This window comes from Paraburkholderia diazotrophica (assembly GCF_900108945.1).
GTDB classification, from domain to species: domain Bacteria; phylum Pseudomonadota; class Gammaproteobacteria; order Burkholderiales; family Burkholderiaceae; genus Paraburkholderia; species Paraburkholderia diazotrophica.
Genome location: NZ_FNYE01000036.1, coordinates 64,798 through 84,584, shown reverse-complemented (window position 1 = coordinate 84,584; position 19,787 = coordinate 64,798). Strand labels below are relative to the sequence as shown.

Genomic DNA, 19,787 nt, shown 5'->3' with positions numbered 1-19,787 from the left:
GCAAGCGAAGTCGGCCAGATTGAACCAGTGTTGCACGAAGTGAATCCGCAGCATGCGCTCCAAACCAATCGGCGGTCGACCGTTACCGCGTTTCGGATAGTACGGCTCGATTACCGCGCACAGTTCGGTCCACGGAACGATCGTGTTCATCGTGTCAAGAAACTCGTCGCGTCGCGTGCGTTTGCGTCGGGTCTCAAACCCCGCGCCTTGATCCGCGGCCATTGCGAGCGTCTGCTGCTTCATTGCCTTTTGCCTTTCTCGTTGCTTGTGCACTCTATAACGCTTGATGCGCACAAGCGGTGGACTTAATCAGCATTGCCTTAGCTGTCTGTTCGGTCTGGCAGACGGATCGCGAGCATCTCCCCGACAGCGCAGGCGAGCTCGCCGGCGTTCAGAATCAGATCGACCCAGGCCTTTCGTCCCTCAAGTGAACGGAGCCGCCCCCTTATCACCAGTTCAATCCCAAGTGGTGTGGGCCGCTTGAAGTCAACCTTCAATGACGCCGTCACGAAGCGGATCGGCTCAGAGCCATCACCCGACCTCAGCCCTTCTTTCTGACAGGCAAAGGCGGCTGCAGATGCCGCGCCATGGCAGTCGAGAAGCGAGGCGATCATCCCGCCATAGACATGATCTGGAACACCGCCGCTATACCGAACGTCAGGCGTGAACCTGGCAACCGTTTCATCGCCCACGAGATAGCTCTTGAGGTGATGGCCGTGTGGATTTTGCGCACCGCAGCCATAGCAGTGAGCGAACTCTGGCGGGTAGTTGTCTTGTATCGCACGCATCGACATCTCGTTGCCTCCTAGTCGGAATCCGACATGTCAAGACTCAGCGGGTAGCCCGTTGACTTGCAATCATCCCGGTATCAGCTTGAACTTGGGGTTATCATATTTGTTCATCTTCCTCATGAACAATTGAGGTTTTTTTCAATCCGGGAAGGCGTCTTCCTCAATGACGTTCCCGGACTGGAAGTCCATGCTGTACCCGACGGACCCGGACTTGCCATAACACTGGGCTCTGCCCCCGCGTTTCATGAAGACGCACACGAACAAGCTTGAGGAGTCATTCATGGGCCATCGATCCGGCACGACGACACCGACACTTCGGCAGCTTCAGCTTTTGCTGGCGCTCACGTCTTCAGACGGCATAGCGAGTGCCGGCGCGCAGCTCGGTATGTCACCTTCGGCCACGAGTCATGCGCTGCGCGCTCTGGAAAAGGCGCTGGGAACCGAGTTGATTGACCGCAATACGGCAGGGGTGACGCTGACCTATACCGGCGAACACGTGCTTCCCCACGTCCGCGACGTCTTTGCATCCCTCCAACTCGTCCAGGCCACAGCGCTGGCCGGCGCTGCGCTAAAGACCGGCCTGCTGCGTTTGGGCTCATTCGGAGCCAGTTCGACGATCAGGGTTCTGCCCCCGCTGATCGAGCGATTCAAGGCCCGCTACCCTGGCGTTGATGTGGTCGTCACAGAAAAGCCGGACGAGCAGACGTCGCGTGACCTGTTCGAGCGCCGCCTGGAACTTGCGGCGGTCACGCTGCCCAAGACGGACGTCGATTCGCAAACGCTCGCCGTCGATGAACTCGTCGCGGTCTTGCCTTCCGGACACCCTCTGGCAAAACTTGATACCGTTCCGCTCAAAGAAATGACGGCCGACCCGTTCATCCTGACCCGTGCGGGGTCGCAGGCTCTGGTGACCCGGCTGTTCTCAAGAAATGCGCTGCGCCCCAGGGTGACGTATGAGCTCCTGCAACTGATGTCGATACTGGAGCTGGTCGCGAGTGGGAAGGGCATCTCGATTCTGGCCAAGCTGGCGCTGCCGGATCGGTATCCTGGCACGGTATTCCGTCCTCTTTCCCCTGGCGCGTCCCGACGTATCGGATTGGTGTGCCTGAATCAGAACCGGCTGTCCCCCGCGGCTCACGCGTTCTGGCAGGAAGCTCGCCGATATCACGCTGAGCTCAAGGGTGCTGTGCGATAACGCGTACGGGATGGTTTCGATGACTCCAGAATCCGTCCGCAACTTGAAATCAGATTCAATTGCTCAGGAAAGGACATGAGTCGACAATCGATATCGCTATAGGGTTCGCCACCATCGACCGATCAAGAGTGCGAACCGCCGCCTACAACGACACCCCGCCAAGGAGACATGTGATGCGCGTTCCGGCTACGCTCTTCAGACAGTTCGTGCACGAATTTACGCTGCTCGTTGACACATTCCCGGATGATGAAGCGCAAATCCTGGGCAAAGGACACGATCTCCTTGCCGGGATCGTTCGTCGCGATGACTGGCTCCCCGAGGCGTATGCGCAGCCGCATCCCCAGTACTACCAGCAGTACCTGCTGCACGCCGATCCGGCCGATCGGTTTTCGGTTGTCAGCTTTGTCTGGGGCCCGGGCCAGAAGACTCCGATCCATAACCACACGGTCTGGGCGCTGATCGGTTTGCTAAGGGGTGGCGAGCGTTCCGAATGTTTTCAAGTCGGGGAGCCCGGCCAGCCGATGCGATCGCTCGGAGTCGATTACCTCAAACCGGGAACTGTCGAAAGTATTTCGCCCCGTACGTGCGACATCCACAGAGTATCCAACACGTATGATGATCGCGTCTCGATCAGCGTTCATGTCTACGGCGGGAACATCGGACGGATTTCGCGGCACGTCTTCGACCCGCAGACGAGCATGCGCAAGCCGTTCATCTCAGGTTACTCCAACGAGGCCGAGATCTCCGCGTAGACAGTCAACACTTGCGTCGACCCGTTTTATCCGAAGCGCTCCGATGCGCGTGATCCCTTCCTGATGTCCACTTCAAGAATCAACGCCGACGTTGTTCGTTTGGCCACTGCGCAAGCCCTGGCCGGCGCCAACTCCACCGTCGTCTACGCCACCGGCGCCATTATCGGCCACATGCTTGCCCCGACGCCGGCGCTGGCGACATTGCCTGTGTCCGTCTTCGTTGTCGGCATGGCAGCTGCAACGCTTCCGGTTGGCGTAATGACGAGGCGCTACGGAAGGAAAGCTGCTGCGCTGTTTGGCAATGCCTGTGGCGCCGTCGTCGGACTGTTGGCAGCGCTCGCGCTGGTCATTCCCTCGTTCAGCCTGTTCTGCGTCGCCATGCTGTTTGGTGGCGCATACGCAGCCGTAGTGCTGACGTTCCGGTTTGCAGCTGCCGAATGCGTGCCACCAGAGAGTCGCGCCGGGGCCATGTCGACGGTGCTGGCCGGGGGCGTTGCCGCCGGCATACTCGGACCGCAACTGGTTACAGCCACCATGAATCTGTGGTCGCCGCATGCGTACGCGGTCACCTACCTGGCCTCCGCCGGCGCCGCGGTGCTCTCGGGGATCGTGCTAATGGGCGTGCGGTTCGAACACCAGCCTCCGACCTCCGCCCATGCACAGGGCCGGGACAGCTCTGTCATCGTACGGCAGCCGTCCTTTGTAGTCGCCATGCTCTGCGGCGTTGTGAGCTACATGATGATGAACTTCATGATGACGTCCGCGCCACTGGCCATGGAGTTGTGCGGTATACCACGTGTGCACTCGAACTACGGCATCGAGATCCACGTGATCGCCATGTATTTGCCGAGCTTCTTCACGGGACGGTTAATTGCTCGCGTTGGTGCGCCCACTGTCAGCCTTGCTGGCTTGGGAATGATTGCGCTGGCCGCCTGCACAGGGATGACCGGTTGGTCAGTGAGCCACTTCTGGGTGGCACTCATGCTACTCGGCCTCGGCTGGAACTTCGGCTTCCTGGGCGCTTCCGCCATGGTACTCGCGTGTCACTCGCCGGAAGAGGGCCCGCGCGTGCAGTCGATCTACGACTTTGTGGTGTTTGGCGCCATGGTTATCGGCTCTTTCGCGTCGGGCGGTCTGTTGGCGACTTACGGATGGGGCGTGGTATGTGGTGTCATTTTGCCCCCGGTGCTTACAGCCGTCGCCAGCCTTTTCTGGCTGCGGTGGGGGCAACCGCGAACAGACCCACTGGCTCACCGCAGTTGACCCCATCACCGTTTGATTCCGCTTGGCATCCGGAATGACCCGAACGGGGGTGTGTGCAGTTCTCGCGGTGAGGCTCGATATGCCGCTGAACCTGCGCGTTGATGACGCCGATGCGGCTGATAAAAAGCGTCGCTTCAGATTACTGACGTTCGTTTCGGTCGCTCACATCGGTGCGCGACCGCGACCGGCTCAGTTGGCCTCTTTGACGGCCGCGTGCAGTGCAGCCACGAATACATCCAGGTCCGCTTCGTTCATATAGATATGCGGCGACACACGCAGACCTTCCAGCTGGCCGACGCGCCGGTATTTGACGTGAACCGAGAACGATTGCCGTAAAGTGCGTTCGAGGCGCGCGGTATCGATGCCGGCGATAGAAAAGAGGCTTACCGCGCCCAGCGTATCGGTGTCGAGCGGGGTGTGAATGCGCAAGCCACCAATGTCAGCGACGCGCGTGGTCCAGTAGCGGGTCAGCGCACTTAATCGCGCATGAATATTCGCGACACCGATCTCCCGATGAAGGCGGATCGCCGGTTCGATGCCGGCCTGCAGCGCCGAGTTGTAGGTGCCCAGGTTCCAGTGATCGAACTTGTCCGCCGTGTCGGGCGTGGCATCGAATGGAGCGAGCAATGGCCAGGTTTCGCGTAAACATCGTCGATTGATGATCAGCATGCCGTTGCCGACGGGCGCGCCGAGCCATTTGTGCAGACTCGTCACGAAGAAGTCGCAGCCGAGCCCGCGAAAGCTGATGGGCATCTGCGCGAAAGATTGTGCTGCGTCGACGATGGTAATAATGCCGCGCTCCCGCGCGAGCGCACACAGGCGTGCCACCGGCAGAACTCTGCCTGTCCAGTGAATCATGTGCGTCAGGTGCAGCACGCGCGTGGCGGGGCGCATCGCAGATGAATACGCAGCGGCGATTTCCTCATCGCTCGCGAGCAGATCGAACGTCACTGTGTCGACGACAACGCCCTCGCGTGTCTGGCGCTGTCGCCAGCCACCCAGTGCGCTCGGATAGTCCCACGGCGACACGAGCACGCGTTCGCCAGCTGATAAGGCGATGCCGAAAATCGCAACGCTAAGGCCCTCACTCGCATTTCGGTTGAGCGCGATCTCCTCTGCGTCGCAATCGGCGAGCGTCGCCAACTGCCGCTTGATGTCCGGAAGCTTCGCGTCGAGGCCGGTCCACATGTTGACGTCAGGATTCTTGCTGACGAAACGGTAGGCGTCGATGACCGCCTGCTCAACGACGAGCGGCGGCGGACTGACAGCTGCATTGTTCAGATTAAGCAGCGGATGCTGCGCGGGATATGATTCGCGCACGCGTGCCCAGTCCACGTCGGCGTTCATTTCGCATTGGATATCTGCAAGCATGTTTCTGGTCCTGTTCTGGTTTCGGTGCGCGCCCTACAAAGCCGAAGTCAATTTATCCGGTAACGGGCGGCCTGTGTCATTGTTCGGACAGACCAAACCGCACGAATGCTAGTCTTTTGCGATCACAGGCAGAATATCGTGCTGCGCTGCTGTCAGCGACGCGCAGCCCGCTCTCGCGCGCCTTTCGTTCAGGCGTAACGGCAAAAGTAATTATGTTCTGCAGATACGAACCCTGTTCGCCCACAGCGGACAGATAAAATAACAGCATGGTTGAACCTGTTGTTGCATCGGCGAGACAAGGCCTGCCCTCGCCGCCCGCAGACCTGAACATTCTCGCCAAACGCACGCCGTGGACCAGGTCTCGCCCCATCCATCCGTTGCCAGCGCCGTCTGGAAGCGTTGCGGTGAACCCGCCTACCCGGCCGTTCCGATCGCGCGGGCGGAGCTTGGCATCGTTGTTTTGGCATCGCTGCCGCGCCGCGCCACATTGACCATACACTTGCCGAGCAACCGCGATGGAAGCGGTGGCTGAAGGCCGTGGTCCACTTGCGTCTGGCGAGTCGATGTTGTGCGACTCTTCGGACATGGTTTCCGTATTGGATAGTGCGAGCACGCGGCCCTCGGGCAACGCAACTCTTATCACGGACGCTTCTGCGCCCTTCTACCGCCAGATCCTGCTGGAAGAGATGACCAGCCTGGATTACGCAAAAAGGCCGAGCTGGCGACGTTCACCTTTCTGCTCTGAGACGGTCGGGCTTTCGACCAAGGCTGGCTCGTATGCTTGTGTTTCGATCTGGAAGAAGGCGCCAACTCCGGCGTTCTGCGCGGTGCGCAGCCAGTCTGGCATGTCGCCGAGGCCGTTCCATTCGTTGTCGCGCGCGTCGGGATACAGCGGTGGATGGTCTTTATCGTGCTGGGTCGATTCGGCGAGCGCTTCCGGGGTGATGCCGAATTTCTTCCATCCAGCGGCGGATCCAGACGATCAGTCGGTCGCGGGCTTCACCATCAGCGATTCTTCCCTTCATGAACAAGCATTTCTCGTAGGGGTCGAGCCGTGCAGTATACCGGCGGCTCGAAAACAAAAAACCGCAACGGGTTGAAGCCAGATCGAGACAGATACGGACGTGCCGCGTCGTAGAAGTCGGTTACGCGTGCCTGCGCGCCATCTGGTCGAACGATTTACCAGCACGGAAACGCTCCAGACGGTCACCCGAGTCGGTGATTGTCGGATTGTCGCGAGCGGCGCGCGCTGCATCTGATAGTCGTATGTCGCGACGATCATGGCGAATTGCCGAAATCCTTCTTCGTCGAGTGCCCATACATGGAAATTGCGACCATGATCGAAAGCGGCGGAAACAATGCTTTCAGCGTCCCGCATCTGTTCGAATGTCGCCTACCATATCCCGCTTCGGCCAGCAGGCCAGTCAGGATCATCACCTGGCATAGCGTCTGTGCAGCATTGACGTTGCCGCTGCCCCGCCGCATAGCATCAAGCGCGACGTGTACCTGCAGACAGACACGGTCAACCTCGGCGCGCGGCATCGGTAACAGCATTGCCTTGCTCCGGCGCGTGCCTGCCGCCTGGGTGGTTCTTGCAAACGTGATCGTTCTGGTCATCAGGTGAATGAGGCGTGGTTTCGAAAGACGTTGCGCTCGAATGCTACACCAAGCCGTGATATACGCTCCGGGCTGTTGTCTATGACTTGGCGACGCGGCCGCCCTGTTTTTGCTTGTATTCAGATGGTAGAGCGATCTTTTTCGGCGGTCAGGGAAGCGGCGACGCGCCGACGGTCGCTCGTTAAAGAAACCCGAACTGTTCGAGCAGGACGAAGACGTCCTGCTCATACCGAACACTTTGCGACATTTGAATTGCGGAAATCAGGCCGAAACCGCTTCCGAAGCCATGTCGCTGGTCAGTGCAACCGCCTCTGGAGTGTGCGGTGCCTTTTTCGCCGGCGCTTTCTTCGTCACAGACTTCTTCGCCACGGCATTTTTGACTGCGGCCTTCTTCGCCGGCGCAGATTGAGTTACTACTGTCTTGCCCTTCTTTGCGACCAGCTTTTTCCTCGCGGCTTTCTTCACCGCTGCCTTCGTGGCCGAAGCTGATTTCGAGGCCGGGAGTCCCTCTTCCGCGCCGGCAATCAGAAACTTCGAACGATCCTTGGCGCCAGCCAGCCATGCCGGTGCCCGACCGCGCCCACTCCAGGTCGCGCCACTTTTGGGATCGCGATATTTCGGAGCCCGGGGTCCGCGCACGTCGTTGCCGGGTTTTGCCGTCTTCCTGGCGACAGGAGCCGGTTGTGCGACGCTGTCGTCAATCAGAAACCTGGTACGGTCCCTGGCACTCGCAATCCATGCTGGAGCGCGGCCGTGTCCCGTCCAGGTAGCGCCCGTCTTCGGATCGCGGTACCTCGCAGGAGCTGTGGGTTTGGTGATCGCCGCGGCGCCTGGCTTACGACCACGTTTCTTGCTGCCTAAGTGTGCATCGATGTCCGCGATGGTCAGGCCATGCTTCTCCATCAGGTCACGAATCTTGGCGATGGCGGTCGACGACTGACTCCTGATGAGCGCATCAGCTTGCGCCTGAAGCTTTGTGATTCGTGCCTGCACTTTTTCGAGCGTTGCCATTTGTCCCCCTTCGGTATAGCGATGGCCGCACTATGCCACACAGCATTGAGCAAACGCTAGTGTCGACCTCTCCAGCTGCGGCCGACCTACGAGCTGGATGTCCGTAACGGGTGGTTGATGACGTCGGTGAAAGCCGATCGTCCCGCACTCGGCGTCGCGAACACCCTGATTCAACCCGGGATAGGAGTGGAAGTTAGATGACCCGACTCCTAGAGAGCCTCACCTTTTCGCCGACCTGAGAGGTCAAAAAACGGCAGTGCCTGCCACTCTCGGAATGCACCGAGCCTGGCGTCGTTGCGGGAAGTTCATTTCAGTGCATGTCTTAAGGCATTTTCCTGACACAGCAATCGTGCCGCGTCACAGAATGCACCTGCTCACTCCATGAACAGAATAGCAAGCGCCTCCTAACTCGAGAGTGAATCAACCACGACCATGGCAAAGAAGATCAGCGTTCAGCAGGTACCGGCGAAAAAGCGCCGTTCGGCAAGGATCCCTTTACTGGTGAAGAGCGCTGCGTGCAAGTCGCGAACACGTATAAATGCATCCGACCGCTGCACCATCCCCTCCGAGGCGTCGCCCGCGATGCCCGCTGGTTTTAAGGTTTGTTCGACGCCGGCCCATGTCGGCGGGCCAGGAAGCGCGCGCGGACGCGTGTGGGCGGCCGTTGAGTAAACCTGAAGGGAGTAAACCGCGGAGTGCCGCGATGCAATGATAGTTTCTAAGGCTATGGCGATTGATGTCTGAACGCGACCGGGGATTGCGGTATACGCGGCCTGACGGGATGCCGGACGGACGTTGATGTATATCGGAGCGGTGCAGTGGCGCAATCGTGACGGCGAAGCGGAACTATAAGGCACTGCGTGAACCGACAGGCGCAAAGGTCCGCCCGTGGGCCGTGCTGCCGCAATGCCGACGGTCCCGTCCTGGAAACAGGCGCGCTCATGTCTGACCCCGGCGCGTGGGTGGTGCGCAGATCGGTGCGGTGCGCGCGCGAGGATGTCGATGACGGTCATCGGTGCGCCGCAGTACCGGCAGATGAAGATGGGTCGCGTTTCGATGGCAGTTTCGTGGAGTGACGGACTGAGAGCCTATGCGCGACGTACAGCAGTTCACGCACGCACCTTCGCGAGACTGGCGCGGCGTACCGGGTACCGGGTTGGTAAGCAGTCCCGTAATGACGCATACGATGGAAGCCGCCGGGCAGACCATGGGAAGCAGGAAACGACGCATGAACTCGCCGGCTTCGAGGATCACGGTCTTGTAGCGGGTACGCCCCTTCGCGCGGTGGTCCTTCCAGCGGAACGTGACACCACACTCATCAAAGGCGACGAGACGCTAGAGATTGCGACGCGGTACGTATAACGCGAGATAGGCGTACGGCTCTGGGTCCGGCAAAGGGGACGTTTGGCATAGGCGACCTATTCGCAGGCACGCAGCGGCGCAAGCCACCGGGTAAAGGTGGCGGAATCGGCGAGGCCGGCATACTCGGTGCGCCGCTTCGAGTGCTTCGAGGAAACGGCTCCGGAACAGGCGCGAGAGCACACGCGCACCAGCAGGAAGAAACCGGACCTGCAGGTGATCCAGCGGTCGCAACCGGCACAGTGCAGCACGTACCCTCCCAGCGCCGCACTGCGGCACTGTTCGATGGCCGACATGACCTTCAGCTGCCCCAGGCTCAGGCGTGCCGTGGCCCGCCACGCTGGCCCGTAGGCGCGGAAGATGTCCGCGACCGCCAGTACGGAGGGCTCCGGGTGCTGCCGTGCTACGCGGCGGACTGACGGTCCAGCGGACCGATTACCTTGAGCAGCAGGTCAGTTATCTAGAGCTGGTGGTCTCCGAGATGCCTGTGCCCGAGCAGCACGTGGACCACGCGGATATCCTTCTTTTGTTCGAGCAGGTGCGTCGCGAGACTGTGGCGCCTATGTTTAAGACATAGTCGTCGTAAATGCGCGCCTCACGGGTGCGCTCGCAACTGGTCGGGGCCGGTCACCCATGACGATTAAGCCTCGCCGAAAATTTCCTCGAAGCCTTCCTGGCACAGCTGTAGCATCTGGGCGGGATCGTTGCCCCGAATTTCCGCAGCTGCGCGGATGACGTCGTTCATCTCCGAAAACAGTTCCTTGACGCCATTGCGAACGGATTTCTGCTGGTTGAGATGCAGCGTGCCATCGAGCTCCTTCCAGATCGGGACGAGGTCGGTCTCAATCGCCGCGTAGAAGATCTGCAGGGTGTCGTGGATGTACACCACATCCTGCGCGAGTTTGTTTTGTTCGTCTCTCTTCTTGCGGATCAGCAGCTTCTGGATCATGAAGCTTACCGGGTTCGGCACGCGAAGGGCTTCCACTGCCTCGCCCAACCCGGAATCATCCTCGGGGATGGTCACAACCCAAGGCTTGTACAGCAGCACTTCGAGGTAACGAAGCTTTTGCGCGACCACTCCAGCGTTCAATTCGGTCGCGTCATCTTTCAATCTCCCTTGCCGGTCGCGCTTCTTCCCGCTGTTCGTGAGAGGGGTGAGAAACTCCGCATAGAAACCTTTCGCGTCGCCGCCCATGGTGTAGCGCATTGCTGGCGGCTTGTAGTCACCAGTAAAGTTGGGCTCTTCCGTGAACCCCGCCGCAACCAGCGCCTGCTTGATATCGCCTTCGAGCAGCTCGCGCTCCGCGTAGGCCACGTCTGCATCCTGCGTGAAGATCGGATTATAGTCGGCCGTGTAGGCGCGCGGCTCATAGTGGTAGAGCCGAAACGCCCAGCCGCCGACAAATACGATCTGCTTGCGCCAGGGTTCGAGGGTTAGCGCGAGCGTGCTGAATTCCGTCAGGTCGCTCACGCGCGCGCTCCTACTACGTTCGCCAGAACGCCGTGCTCGAACTCGGCCGCCTGCTCGGCACCGCGCGACGGATCAGCTGATACGTCAAGCCATGTCTGGATGATGTCGGACACCCACTTCCCCTCATGAAGCACGCGCCCCCGGCCTAGCGATTGCGGATACGGGTGCTGCCGCAAAACCACATCGGCCCGCTCGCCGTCATGCATGAGTCGCAGGCCCCGCCAATGCTCGGCGGCTGCGAGGTCGGGAACCCAGAGGGTTGTTATGAAGCCACGTACGTGCCCCACGCCAAGCGCGTCCGCCGCAGCGAACTGGCCAAGCGTCACCTCTTCCCCTTCCCGCTTGAGAAGCTTTCGCAGTTGCTGATCCTCAGGCACGCCTGGCGCGAGATATTTCATGGGCAGCCCCACAGCTGGCTTCAGGTACGCGGCTTTCCATCGTTGTGCCAGTTTGCGTCGCTGCACGACTCGCAAGTATGGCGCGGACTCGATGAAATTCTCTTCTTTCAGGGCATTGATGAGGCGTGTGGCAGACATGACAGATACACGAGCTTCGCGCGCGAGGTCGGTCGCCGTGAGGTAGGTCCTGCCCGGGGCGTTGATCATCCCTTCACGGCTGATGTCTGCCGCGAGCAGGAGTTTGAGCATCCACTGGGCGAGATCCGAGAACACGAGCGGCGGCGGCGCAGAATGGCTTCTGCGCCGCACGCTGGTAACGGAACGTTCATTAGCCACATGGTCCAGTCCAGGAAAGTCAGCGTACAACGGCTCGCCCGCCAGTATGGCGAAGGGCTCACCCTGCCCATACTGGCGATGAAAATCCATGAGCTTTTTGACGAGCGCCGTCGAAGCGGTTCCCACCCAGATGAGAACGGCCGGGCGGACGCCATTTTGCTGCGATCGAAGGCGTGCCTCCAGCAGAGCCTGCGAGAAAAGTGGTATCACGCGGTCGGAGCGCCCTTCCGTCGACGTCTTCAATACTGCGTAATACGTCCGACCGTGAGGGTCGGTCAGAACGAAATCTCCGATCCCACCCGTCTCACGGTCCTCCTCGACCTGCCAGCCATTACCTTCGAACAGCGAATCCAGGGAGCTTCGTGCCAGACGGTCAGCCGCTCCGAGAGAGAGGTATCGATCGCTCATGTTTCACTTGGCCACGTTAACTAACATGGCCATCTGAAATAACACGGCCATGTTACTACCGCGCCGCCGGGTTCGCAAGGGTATCCGGTTGCCGGAAAAAAACGGGACGCCGAGCGCCGACGGCGATACCGATGATCGCGCGCACGAAACCTTCGCACATCTGCGACAGATGCGCCTCAATTCGGATACACAGCCGGCTGCGCTCTATAGTGCGCCCGCTCCTATGGGCCGTAACGATGTCCCGATCTTTGCCCGAAGGAACTCGAAGTTGTGCTGAACCTTGCAGAGAAGCGCTGAAGCAAGCGCTAGGCGGTACCACAAGCGAGGTCGGCAAGATACAGCTCCGGCAGCATAAGAAAGTGATCAACGTAGATCAATGCAGTATCGTCGCGAGTCCAGTCTACAACCGTCACCGATACTTCGCATTCGACCGGCAATGAAAGCGCTCGAGGTTCCCGGGAGCAATCGAGCGAGGCCGGGGAGCGCCAAAGGGTTATGCATGCCACGCTCTTCCTTCTGTGAGTGACGGTTAGCAAATACTTTGTGTACTGCACCAGTAGTGGCGATCACCCTCAAGAAACGCGTCACGACGCGTAACTAGTAATGATCCTCCGCGATATGAGGTCGGATTGACATTCCAGTCGTTGCGCAGCATAACGAACAGCCATTTGTTCCACTCAAAGATTGCCGCATCAGGTGGGAACATCGCACCGCATCCATTCGTCCGTTCTCTTTGTCGCTTCAAAAAATGTGGTCACGCGCGATGCGCGATCACGCTCGTGAATAGGATCGCAAAATCCCGTGCGCCGACAAATCGCCGGCCTCACACATTCGAACACAATCGGCGCATCCGCAATGGGGGTCCCGCGGCTCCATCTGCGTACCTGTCGCGGAAAACCGGCGTCGGTGACTGCGGGAGCCACGTTCACCGCGCTGTCGTCCCACCCCACGTATATAGAATCATGAACGATCCATGCCACGTGGTGATGACCTGGCTCGAGCAGTTCAAATCCGTTCTTGACAAAAGTGCTCGCTTTCATGTCGAACTCACGCACAATGCACGCGTCGGCCCCAGCCAGGCGAAAGGCGGCTAGCGCGCGATCGTACCGCGGATAGATCAGCGTGAATCCGTCTAAAACCCACCTGATATGGCTGGCCACCCTCCTCCTGGTTCAGGTCAAGGACATTGATGTCAAGCACTGTCTCCCGTTGAGGGTGTCCCGCGACCCAAGCGTCCCATGGTGTGCGCCAAATAAAGCCGAGAGGATGCTGTTCGTCGTCCCAGGTATTGCAGCTCCATCACCATAGCGCCCGCATATAGTGATGCGATCTTGCGCCATCATGTCGTCGAGTATCTGTTTGGTTAGCGTGTCAGCGCGTGGTGAACTTCCATACATCGCCATGGTTCTTACGGGTGTGCACGGGCCCATGAATCGACAGCCGGATCACAGAGTCCCTCCACGCTTATATAAGGATCCACAGAATTGTTCAATGGCGTCCATATCATTTCGGACTGCCAATTCACCATGAACATAAATCGCCATTTAAATGCCATCTCAAACAGCATCACAAGCCTGATAACTCACCGTCTCACATGCGAATGATCGACCGCGATTCCGCGCACGGCAATCATCGTTTTCTAAATTTCGCGAACCTAACGAATACGCAACATACCACCTTCTTCGCATCATGACCTTGTCAGACGGTTACTGCGGGCGCTTGAGCACCTTCGTTACGACCGGATTCATGTTTTGTTTCATCGATCAAAATTTTTATCCTTCATGTGCGAGCATTAAGGCTCGTCGCACCACGAAAAGGCATTAGAGATCTACGGGTAAACGGGTGAACATTCATACGGCGAAGGAAACCATTTACCCACTTCACAAGCAAAACTTGGATCGGTTTTATGTAGTTTATGGAAAGTATCCGTTGGTGTCGTGCCTTTATGAACGCAATCTGCTGCATTGAACCATGCCTGAACCCCTACTGCCCAATACTCGCCGGGATTTTGCCCGGCGTATGAATTTCCCAGATACTTCTCCTTCGCGTCTTTATACAACGCATTCAAACGGTCATCAAAAGCTGGGTCATGAACAAGTATGCCCGCATCCATGACAGCATGTGCGAACTCATGGATACATATAGATTCACGTGGATATCTGTCCAAAGGGCGCCCTACTTTGAGCAAATTCGCTTCACTGCAACTTACATACGGAAGGCAAGAAATCCAGCCGCATCCCTGTGCTCTTTTATCCCATTTTTCGTCGCATGGTAGTGGGAATCGTCTATCCATATCCACATACTCTGGAAGCGTCGTCATCTCGCTATTCTTTGGGATAATGAGAAAACCCTTTACGTTATTTGCCAGCAGCCTCCGGATCGGGTCATGTTTTGATACCATTACCTCGATGATGCGTTTTGCCTTAAGAAGCGCAAAACCATCGACTTCCGCCGCCGCGACAACTGGGATGCCACTAGCGTCAACGTATTTTTTGTAGTAGTTCCTGTCGAACTCCAAGCTATCAGGAACGGGCGAAATAAAATCGACGTGCGTCTCCATCCTCATTTCCTTCAAAAAATAGTTTAGAGCCCGCACCTTGCATGTCATACATGCATCGAATGCGGAAATGACAGAGTTGGTGACATCCGCTTGGCTTTTTTCAATCCGATAGCCTACGCATTCGAGGGATGCTTGTAACCAAAAATGTGACTCTTGTTTTTCAAACCGGACTTCTTCGTACTGTTGCTGCGAGTAGCACTGGCATACACGAACGCCACGAATCACTCCAATAACTCGTTTGGCCAATACCTCCGCATGAACGCATAAGTGGCGCGCATCCCTTTAAACACCAACAATACCGCGCTACGTTAGTTCTATGAGTCGGGCATTCTTCATAGAACATTCGTGGATGGCGCGTTTGACAAAAGACAACGGGATTGCATCGGTCGAAGCAGATCGCGTCGTTCAACCGTTAATAGGCGCGTAACTTCCCACTCTCCATTTGGTCCGCTTGACCGCTTCCCAGACGCAAAATGTGCGCCAACTCGTGGATGTACATGAAAACGGCGCTCGCCTCCAACGTTTCGTGTCTCAAATCCGACAATCACAACAAACCGAACGTGTCGGTCGAAGGCAGTGCCCACCAAGTGGACTTCGTAATCCCATATATCTTCGCGCCCGGCAGAATCTGAACCAACAAGGGTTAAGAAGATGAGTTCTTCAGTTTTCGCCAGCAGATGACGCAACACGCGTTTTTCATGAAGGCTTCATGGATGAATGCAAGACGTTCGAAGCGGATGCGCAGTCGTCGAATGTTGTGAGGCCATGAGATGGTGCACTCGACAACCCAGCGTGTTTTGCCCAGTCCGCTGCCGTAAGGCTCGCCGAGTTGGGTGATTTGAGTGGCGATACCGGCCGCGTGTAGCGGACGGCGGTATTTGTCGTGATCGTAGCCCCGGTCGCCCTGAACGATCCAGGGCGTCGAAAGTGGCGGGCCTCGCTCGCCTGCAATGGGCGGGATGGGTGTCAACCAGCGCGTGAAGCTGGGTGACATCGTGGCGGTTGGCGCCGGTGAGAATTGCCGCGAGTGGGACGCTTCGGTAATGAGGTGGTGCTTTGAACCTGGTCGCGCACGGTCGATGGGATTCGGTCCCGTTTTTGGCCTGCGCTCACCGCGCGGAAATCGACGACTACATGGGATCAGTCAATTCGGTCGGCCTCACGTAGCTTTGCAAGCAGGACCTCGTGCGGCCGTTCCTGATTGAGCAGTTCGTCCAGGTTCAGTTCAAGGCAATATTTCGGAAGCCGAATAAAACGCAGGCCTTCTGCGTTGTCAACGACGAAGCGCCTGACAGCCATGGACCGATCGATGTACCGGATATCCGTCAACGATCAGGCATAGCTTGCGGGTAGCCTGTTTGAGCAGACGTTTCATAAATTCGATGAACGTCCCGTTTTGAACGTCCCCTCGAACACCATGAAGCTCAACGTCCCACGACTGGATATCGCCGAGATCATAGCTTCATCCATTTGCTCACCACTCGCAGGCTCAGTGACTAGGCGAATCCTTACGCAATATTCAGGATTGGATGACGGTAGTTTTTCGAGAAATTGGCCGATATCAGTGATCGTGTTCTGCGTCGTAAGCGAAGCTGAAGGTGTGCGGTTCGATACCTTGTAGCTTTCGTTAGCTCTGTAGAGTGGGCCGCGCAGTCGGCACGAGGTGGAGCTCCGCGACGTCGAAGCACTTGCTTACGACCACATTGACAAACAAGCCGACTAGTCCGACGCTGCATCCGATGGCGAAGGAAGGGGTGTCTCCAATAAACGGAAAAGAGGCCTACGCCATGACTCTCAACAGAAAACTCACCTCGACGATCGTCATCCTGTGGGTGGGCATCATCATGCTTATCTTGTTCGGCGCGTGGCAACACCGATCGACGACGATCTTGGATCGTCAAGAACAGCTTTCGTTGCTAATCGAAGAAGCCAACTCGATCGTAAGCCATTATTACCAGCTTTCGCAGCAGCATACAATCTCGGAGGATGACGCGAAGAAGCAGGCCTTGGAAGTGCTTTCGTCGATTCGGTATGGCACCGACGGATACCTTACTGTGATCAATTCTCAGTCGGTGGCGTTAATGCACCCATTCAAGCCTGAACTCGTCGGCAAGAACATGTCAAACTTCACCGACAAGGCTGGCAAGCACCTCTTCGTCGATTTGGCGAACGTGGCTAGCCAGAGTAAAGGGGGGTTCGTCGAATATCTGTGGACCAAACCGGGGAGTGAGGCATCTGTACCAAAAACCAGCTACGCGCTTCGCTTCGAGTCTTGGGATTGGATTCTCATCACCGGCATGTACATGGATGACGTCCAAAAAGCGTTCTTCAACGACATTGCCCGCTGGATTGGAATCACTGTTGCCCTAGGAGTCGCCTGCACTGTTGTGATGTTACTCGTCTTGCGAAGCATAAAGCACTCTCTCGGCGGCGACCTAGAAGTGGCGGTCGCGACGACACAACGCATGGCGCGTGGTGATCTTGCCACTGCCATCCCGGTCATGCATCGCGAAGGAGAGAGCTTGTTGCGTGCGCTGAACGTGATGCAGAGAGGTCTCATCGATGCCATCTCGCGAGTGGCCGACAGTGCTGAGAATATCAATGTCGGAGCAGTCGAAATCGCAGCTGGCAACACGGATCTGTCGCAACGCACGGAAGAACAAGCGGCTGCGTTAACGCAGACTGCATCGAGCATGGACGAGATGACCGTGAATGTGAAGCACAACGCCGACAGCGCGGCCATGGCCGCCATTCTGGCGAGTCAAGCCACAGACATTGCGACCCGCGGCAGCAGCGTCGTCGACGACGTGATCCGTAAAATGGGCGACATCACGAACAGTTCAAGGCAGATCGGCGACATCATTGGAGTAATCGACGGAATCGCATTCCAGACCAACATCCTCGCGTTAAACGCAGCCGTCGAAGCTGCGCGTGCGGGTGAGCAGGGGCGAGGCTTCGCGGTCGTTGCGGCAGAAGTGCGAAGCCTCGCGCAACGCTCAGCAACAGCGGCGAAGGAAATCAAGGCGCTAATTGGGACGTCGACAGTCAGCGTCGAAGAAGGCGCTGCGCTCGTCGCCAACGCCGGCTCCACGATGACGGAAATCGTCGCATCGGTAGGGCGCGTGAATGAAATCCTGGAAGCGATCAGTCATGCGTCTCGCGGACAGAGTGCAGGCATCGAACAGGTGAACCGTGCCATAGGAGAGATGGACCAGGTGACCCAGCAGAATGCTGCACTGGTCGAGCAGGCCGCCGCGGCTGCGCACTCGCTCAGGGATCAGGTCGCCATCCTTCGCGAAGCAGTCTCGTCTTTCGCACTGCCTGACCAGCGCGTTACAGTAACATGAACAGGCGGGTGCTTGCGCCGGGTCAATGCCTGCGCGACGAGTTCATTTATCATCACCCGGATTCAGGCGTGGGAAGATCAAAAATGGCTCTGTGGTTAATGAGCATCAACCGCGTGCGCGACGTAAGAGTAGTTGTCCTTTCCGATAACCTGATCGATAGCGGTAGCGACGGTCCACTCGCCGCCGGTTGGCGAAGCGTTCCTTGTGCATAGCTCAATGACGTGCCACATTTATGTGAATGCTTGGGCAAACGCTAAGTGCTGCCGGATCGGATGCCATGTGCTGCCCGCTGCGTCGAGTCGTTTTAGTTTTGCGGGCGAATGCCGCTCCAAACTTGTCGCACCAGCAACGGATCGCTTCATATTGAGACACCTCATGGGACAACTGGATCTGACGATTGCAATAATCGGTGCCGGTATCGGGGGGCTCACGCTCGCGCTTGCACTGCGAGAACATGGCATCGATGCACAGATCTACGAGCAGACCGACGAGCTCCGCGAAGTCGGCGCAGCAGTCGCGCTGTCGGCGAATGCAACGCGGTTTTACGAGCGCATGGGACTGCGCACCGCCTTCGACGCGGTGTGCGCCGAGATTCCCGCGCTGATCTATCGGGACGGACGCAGCGGAGAAGTGATTGGACGCCATCGTGGCGAACCGAGCTACCGCGAGCAGTTCGGAGGATCCTACTGGGGCGTGCACCGCGCGGACCTGCAAGCCGTCCTGTCGAACGCGGTCGGCCTCGAACGCATCGATCTCAGCCATCGGCTGATCGATCTCGCGCAGCATCCAAATCGGGTGAGGCTGAGTTTCGCTAACGGTCGACGCATAGACGCCGGTCTGGTAATCGGCGCGGATGGGGCGCGCTCGATCACGCGGCGCTGGATGCTCGGCTACGACGATGCCCTTTATTCGGGTTGCTCAGGATTTCGTGGCGTGGTCCCGGCTGAACGCGTGAATCTGCTGCCCGATCCAGAGGCCATTCAGTTCTGGGTCGGACCACAGGGCCATCTGCTTCACTATCCGATCGGCGACAAAGGCGACCAGAACTTCCTGCTCGTCGAGCGCCATCCTTCGCCGTGGCTGTCACGCGAATGGGTCAGACCTGCGACCGAGGGTGAACAGTGGCGTCTGTTCAAGGAGTGGCACCCGGCGGTGGTACAAATGGTTTCGGCGGTCCCGATCAGTCAGCGCTGGGGCCTATTCCATCGTCCCCCGCTCGGGCGCTGGAGCAAGGGCCGCGTGACGCTCATCGGCGACGCCGCGCATGCGATCGTGCCGCACCATGGCCAAGGTGCCAATCAGTCGATCGAAGATGCCGTCGTGTTGGCCGCGCAACTGGCCGAAGCGGGCCCGGGTCGCTGGCGCCAGGCACAGGAGGCCTATGAACAGTTGCGGCGGGGCCGCACGCGCAAAGTGCAATACGCCTCCATATCGACGGCCGACGTGTTGCATCTGCCGGACGGACCCGAGGCGCAGGCGCGCAACACCCGCCTTCGCGCACGCGACAGCCTGCTGCACCATCTGGACTGGATTCACGATTTCGACGCCCTAGCTCAGGAACCGACCGAGCGTCAGGGCGGCACTTGGCTTTGACGCGCTGTCAACTTGAGATCGCCGCCGGGAAACGGATGAGTCAGCGAACACGCTTTGCTGGATGTGCCGCATTTCATGCGGACCTGAATGCAGCGGCCAAGACCATCGGTTACCATTCGAATTAGCACCGGTAACCGCGAGAGATGCGGCGGCACTGGCACGTTGCAACTCAAAAGGCAACTGCGCATAGATTGTCCTGAGATCGCACCTTGATATAACGATGCGAAAGTCAACCCACAGGGTGCCCGCATCGCGCAACGGCGCCATATCTCGCGGTGCCAGCTGCGCATTTCTTCCCTGGCCTTTGAGACCGAG

General features: G+C 58.3%; 17 protein-coding genes and 2 pseudogenes. 6 read left to right on the top strand and 13 right to left on the bottom strand.

All coding sequences use genetic code 11. From position 1 onward, the window contains the following. Positions 1 to 243: transposase (locus tag BMW76_RS31640; protein WP_143062369.1), on the bottom strand; the 243-nt coding region annotated here is incomplete at its 3' end. A 77-nt stretch (positions 244 to 320) separates the two neighbouring features. After that, positions 321 to 788, bottom strand: a complete 468-nt coding sequence (locus BMW76_RS31635) for a PaaI family thioesterase (RefSeq protein WP_322789317.1) — start codon at positions 786 to 788, stop codon at positions 321 to 323. Between the two features lie 283 nt (positions 789 to 1,071). On the opposite strand from BMW76_RS31635, the gene BMW76_RS31630 reads away from it, so the two are divergent. From BMW76_RS31630 to BMW76_RS31620, 3 genes are all read left to right on the top strand, one after another. Continuing rightward, positions 1,072 to 1,986: a LysR family transcriptional regulator gene (locus BMW76_RS31630; RefSeq protein ID WP_090872384.1), complete on the top strand. Its 915-nt coding sequence runs from the start codon at positions 1,072 to 1,074 to the stop codon at positions 1,984 to 1,986. A gap of 173 nt (positions 1,987 to 2,159) precedes the next feature. Then, the gene (locus tag BMW76_RS31625) at positions 2,160 to 2,738 is read left to right on the top strand and encodes a cysteine dioxygenase family protein (protein ID WP_090872381.1); all 579 of its coding nucleotides are present in this window, start codon (positions 2,160 to 2,162) and stop codon (positions 2,736 to 2,738) included. Between the two features lie 63 nt (positions 2,739 to 2,801). Beyond that, positions 2,802 to 4,001 (top strand): MFS transporter, encoded by a 1,200-nt coding sequence (locus tag BMW76_RS31620; protein ID WP_090872379.1) that lies wholly within the window; start codon positions 2,802 to 2,804, stop codon positions 3,999 to 4,001. Between the two features lie 189 nt (positions 4,002 to 4,190). Here BMW76_RS31620 and BMW76_RS31615 read toward each other — a convergent pair whose 3' ends face one another. Further along, complete coding sequence (locus tag BMW76_RS31615) at positions 4,191 to 5,372, bottom strand: aminotransferase class V-fold PLP-dependent enzyme (protein WP_015004430.1); 1,182 nt, start codon at positions 5,370 to 5,372, stop codon at positions 4,191 to 4,193. 515 nt (positions 5,373 to 5,887) lie between these two features. Here BMW76_RS31615 and BMW76_RS41390 point away from each other — a divergent pair. Then, on the top strand, positions 5,888 to 6,472 hold the full coding sequence (locus tag BMW76_RS41390) for a hypothetical protein (protein WP_015004432.1): 585 nt from the start codon (positions 5,888 to 5,890) through the stop codon (positions 6,470 to 6,472). A 178-nt stretch (positions 6,473 to 6,650) separates the two neighbouring features. On the opposite strand, the gene BMW76_RS42645 is transcribed toward BMW76_RS41390, so the two are convergent. The 9 genes and pseudogenes from BMW76_RS42645 to BMW76_RS42875 all read right to left on the bottom strand — a co-directional run bounded on the left by BMW76_RS42645 (position 6,651) and on the right by BMW76_RS42875 (position 15,831). Then, on the bottom strand, positions 6,651 to 6,926 hold the full coding sequence (locus BMW76_RS42645) for a hypothetical protein (protein ID WP_322789316.1): 276 nt from the start codon (positions 6,924 to 6,926) through the stop codon (positions 6,651 to 6,653). Positions 6,927 to 7,250: 324 nt separating this feature from the next. Then, positions 7,251 to 8,000 carry an H-NS histone family protein gene (locus BMW76_RS31595; RefSeq protein WP_015004434.1) on the bottom strand — a complete coding sequence of 250 codons (750 nt, stop codon included), beginning with the start codon at positions 7,998 to 8,000 and terminating at the stop codon, positions 7,251 to 7,253. 939 nt (positions 8,001 to 8,939) lie between these two features. Further along, positions 8,940 to 9,736, bottom strand: a pseudogene (locus BMW76_RS42980) (transposase). Positions 9,737 to 9,999: 263 nt separating this feature from the next. Further along, positions 10,000 to 10,830 carry a GSU2403 family nucleotidyltransferase fold protein gene (locus BMW76_RS31585; RefSeq protein ID WP_090872377.1) on the bottom strand — a complete coding sequence of 277 codons (831 nt, stop codon included), beginning with the start codon at positions 10,828 to 10,830 and terminating at the stop codon, positions 10,000 to 10,002. Continuing rightward, on the bottom strand, positions 10,827 to 11,972 hold the full coding sequence (locus BMW76_RS31580) for an RpiR family transcriptional regulator (RefSeq protein ID WP_090872375.1): 1,146 nt from the start codon (positions 11,970 to 11,972) through the stop codon (positions 10,827 to 10,829). Before BMW76_RS31580 ends, BMW76_RS31585 begins: the two co-directional genes overlap by 4 nt. A 692-nt stretch (positions 11,973 to 12,664) precedes the next feature. Further along, positions 12,665 to 13,132 (bottom strand): peptidase S9, prolyl oligopeptidase active site region, encoded by a 468-nt coding sequence (locus BMW76_RS31570; protein WP_090872373.1) that lies wholly within the window; start codon positions 13,130 to 13,132, stop codon positions 12,665 to 12,667. A 668-nt stretch (positions 13,133 to 13,800) separates the two neighbouring features. Beyond that, positions 13,801 to 14,757 carry a hypothetical protein gene (locus BMW76_RS31565; RefSeq protein WP_090872371.1) on the bottom strand — a complete coding sequence of 319 codons (957 nt, stop codon included), beginning with the start codon at positions 14,755 to 14,757 and terminating at the stop codon, positions 13,801 to 13,803. A 418-nt stretch (positions 14,758 to 15,175) separates the two neighbouring features. After that, positions 15,176 to 15,577 carry a hypothetical protein gene (locus BMW76_RS31560; RefSeq protein WP_407669051.1) on the bottom strand — a complete coding sequence of 134 codons (402 nt, stop codon included), beginning with the start codon at positions 15,575 to 15,577 and terminating at the stop codon, positions 15,176 to 15,178. A gap of 95 nt (positions 15,578 to 15,672) precedes the next feature. Continuing rightward, entirely contained in the window at positions 15,673 to 15,831 is a 159-nt protein-coding gene (locus BMW76_RS42875; protein ID WP_407669049.1) for a hypothetical protein, read from the bottom strand. A gap of 488 nt (positions 15,832 to 16,319) precedes the next feature. On the opposite strand from BMW76_RS42875, the gene BMW76_RS31555 reads away from it, so the two are divergent. Further along, positions 16,320 to 17,879: a methyl-accepting chemotaxis protein gene (locus BMW76_RS31555; RefSeq protein ID WP_090872398.1), complete on the top strand. Its 1,560-nt coding sequence runs from the start codon at positions 16,320 to 16,322 to the stop codon at positions 17,877 to 17,879. A gap of 272 nt (positions 17,880 to 18,151) precedes the next feature. Here the strand turns inward: BMW76_RS31555 and BMW76_RS42975 are convergent. After that, positions 18,152 to 18,251: pseudogene (locus BMW76_RS42975) on the bottom strand (IS6 family transposase); the annotation flags it as partial. Positions 18,252 to 18,254: 3 nt separating this feature from the next. Between BMW76_RS42975 and BMW76_RS31550 the strand changes: the two are divergent. Continuing rightward, on the top strand, positions 18,255 to 19,472 hold the full coding sequence (locus BMW76_RS31550; RefSeq protein WP_090872369.1) for an FAD-dependent monooxygenase: 1,218 nt from the start codon (positions 18,255 to 18,257) through the stop codon (positions 19,470 to 19,472). Positions 19,473 to 19,787 lie beyond the last annotated feature (315 nt).

Bases quoted from the DNA above. Each gene is read 5' to 3' on its own strand.
- BMW76_RS31595 (WP_015004434.1), bottom strand. From the start codon at position 8,000: ATGGCAACGCTCGAAAAAGTGCAGGCACGAATCACAAAGCTTCAGGCG.
- BMW76_RS31625 (WP_090872381.1), top strand. From the start codon at position 2,160: ATGCGCGTTCCGGCTACGCTCTTCAGACAGTTCGTGCACGAATTTACG.
- BMW76_RS31635 (WP_322789317.1), bottom strand. From the start codon at position 788: ATGCGTGCGATACAAGACAACTACCCGCCAGAGTTCGCTCACTGCTAT.
- BMW76_RS41390 (WP_015004432.1), top strand. From the start codon at position 5,888: ATGGAAGCGGTGGCTGAAGGCCGTGGTCCACTTGCGTCTGGCGAGTCG.
- BMW76_RS31615 (WP_015004430.1), bottom strand. From the start codon at position 5,372: ATGCTTGCAGATATCCAATGCGAAATGAACGCCGACGTGGACTGGGCA.
- BMW76_RS42645 (WP_322789316.1), bottom strand. From the start codon at position 6,926: ATGCTGTTACCGATGCCGCGCGCCGAGGTTGACCGTGTCTGTCTGCAG.
- BMW76_RS31580 (WP_090872375.1), bottom strand. From the start codon at position 11,972: ATGAGCGATCGATACCTCTCTCTCGGAGCGGCTGACCGTCTGGCACGA.
- BMW76_RS31620 (WP_090872379.1), top strand. From the start codon at position 2,802: ATGTCCACTTCAAGAATCAACGCCGACGTTGTTCGTTTGGCCACTGCG.
- BMW76_RS31550 (WP_090872369.1), top strand. From the start codon at position 18,255: ATGGGACAACTGGATCTGACGATTGCAATAATCGGTGCCGGTATCGGG.
- BMW76_RS31555 (WP_090872398.1), top strand. From the start codon at position 16,320: ATGACTCTCAACAGAAAACTCACCTCGACGATCGTCATCCTGTGGGTG.
- BMW76_RS31630 (WP_090872384.1), top strand. From the start codon at position 1,072: ATGGGCCATCGATCCGGCACGACGACACCGACACTTCGGCAGCTTCAG.
- BMW76_RS42875 (WP_407669049.1), bottom strand. From the start codon at position 15,831: ATGGCTGTCAGGCGCTTCGTCGTTGACAACGCAGAAGGCCTGCGTTTT.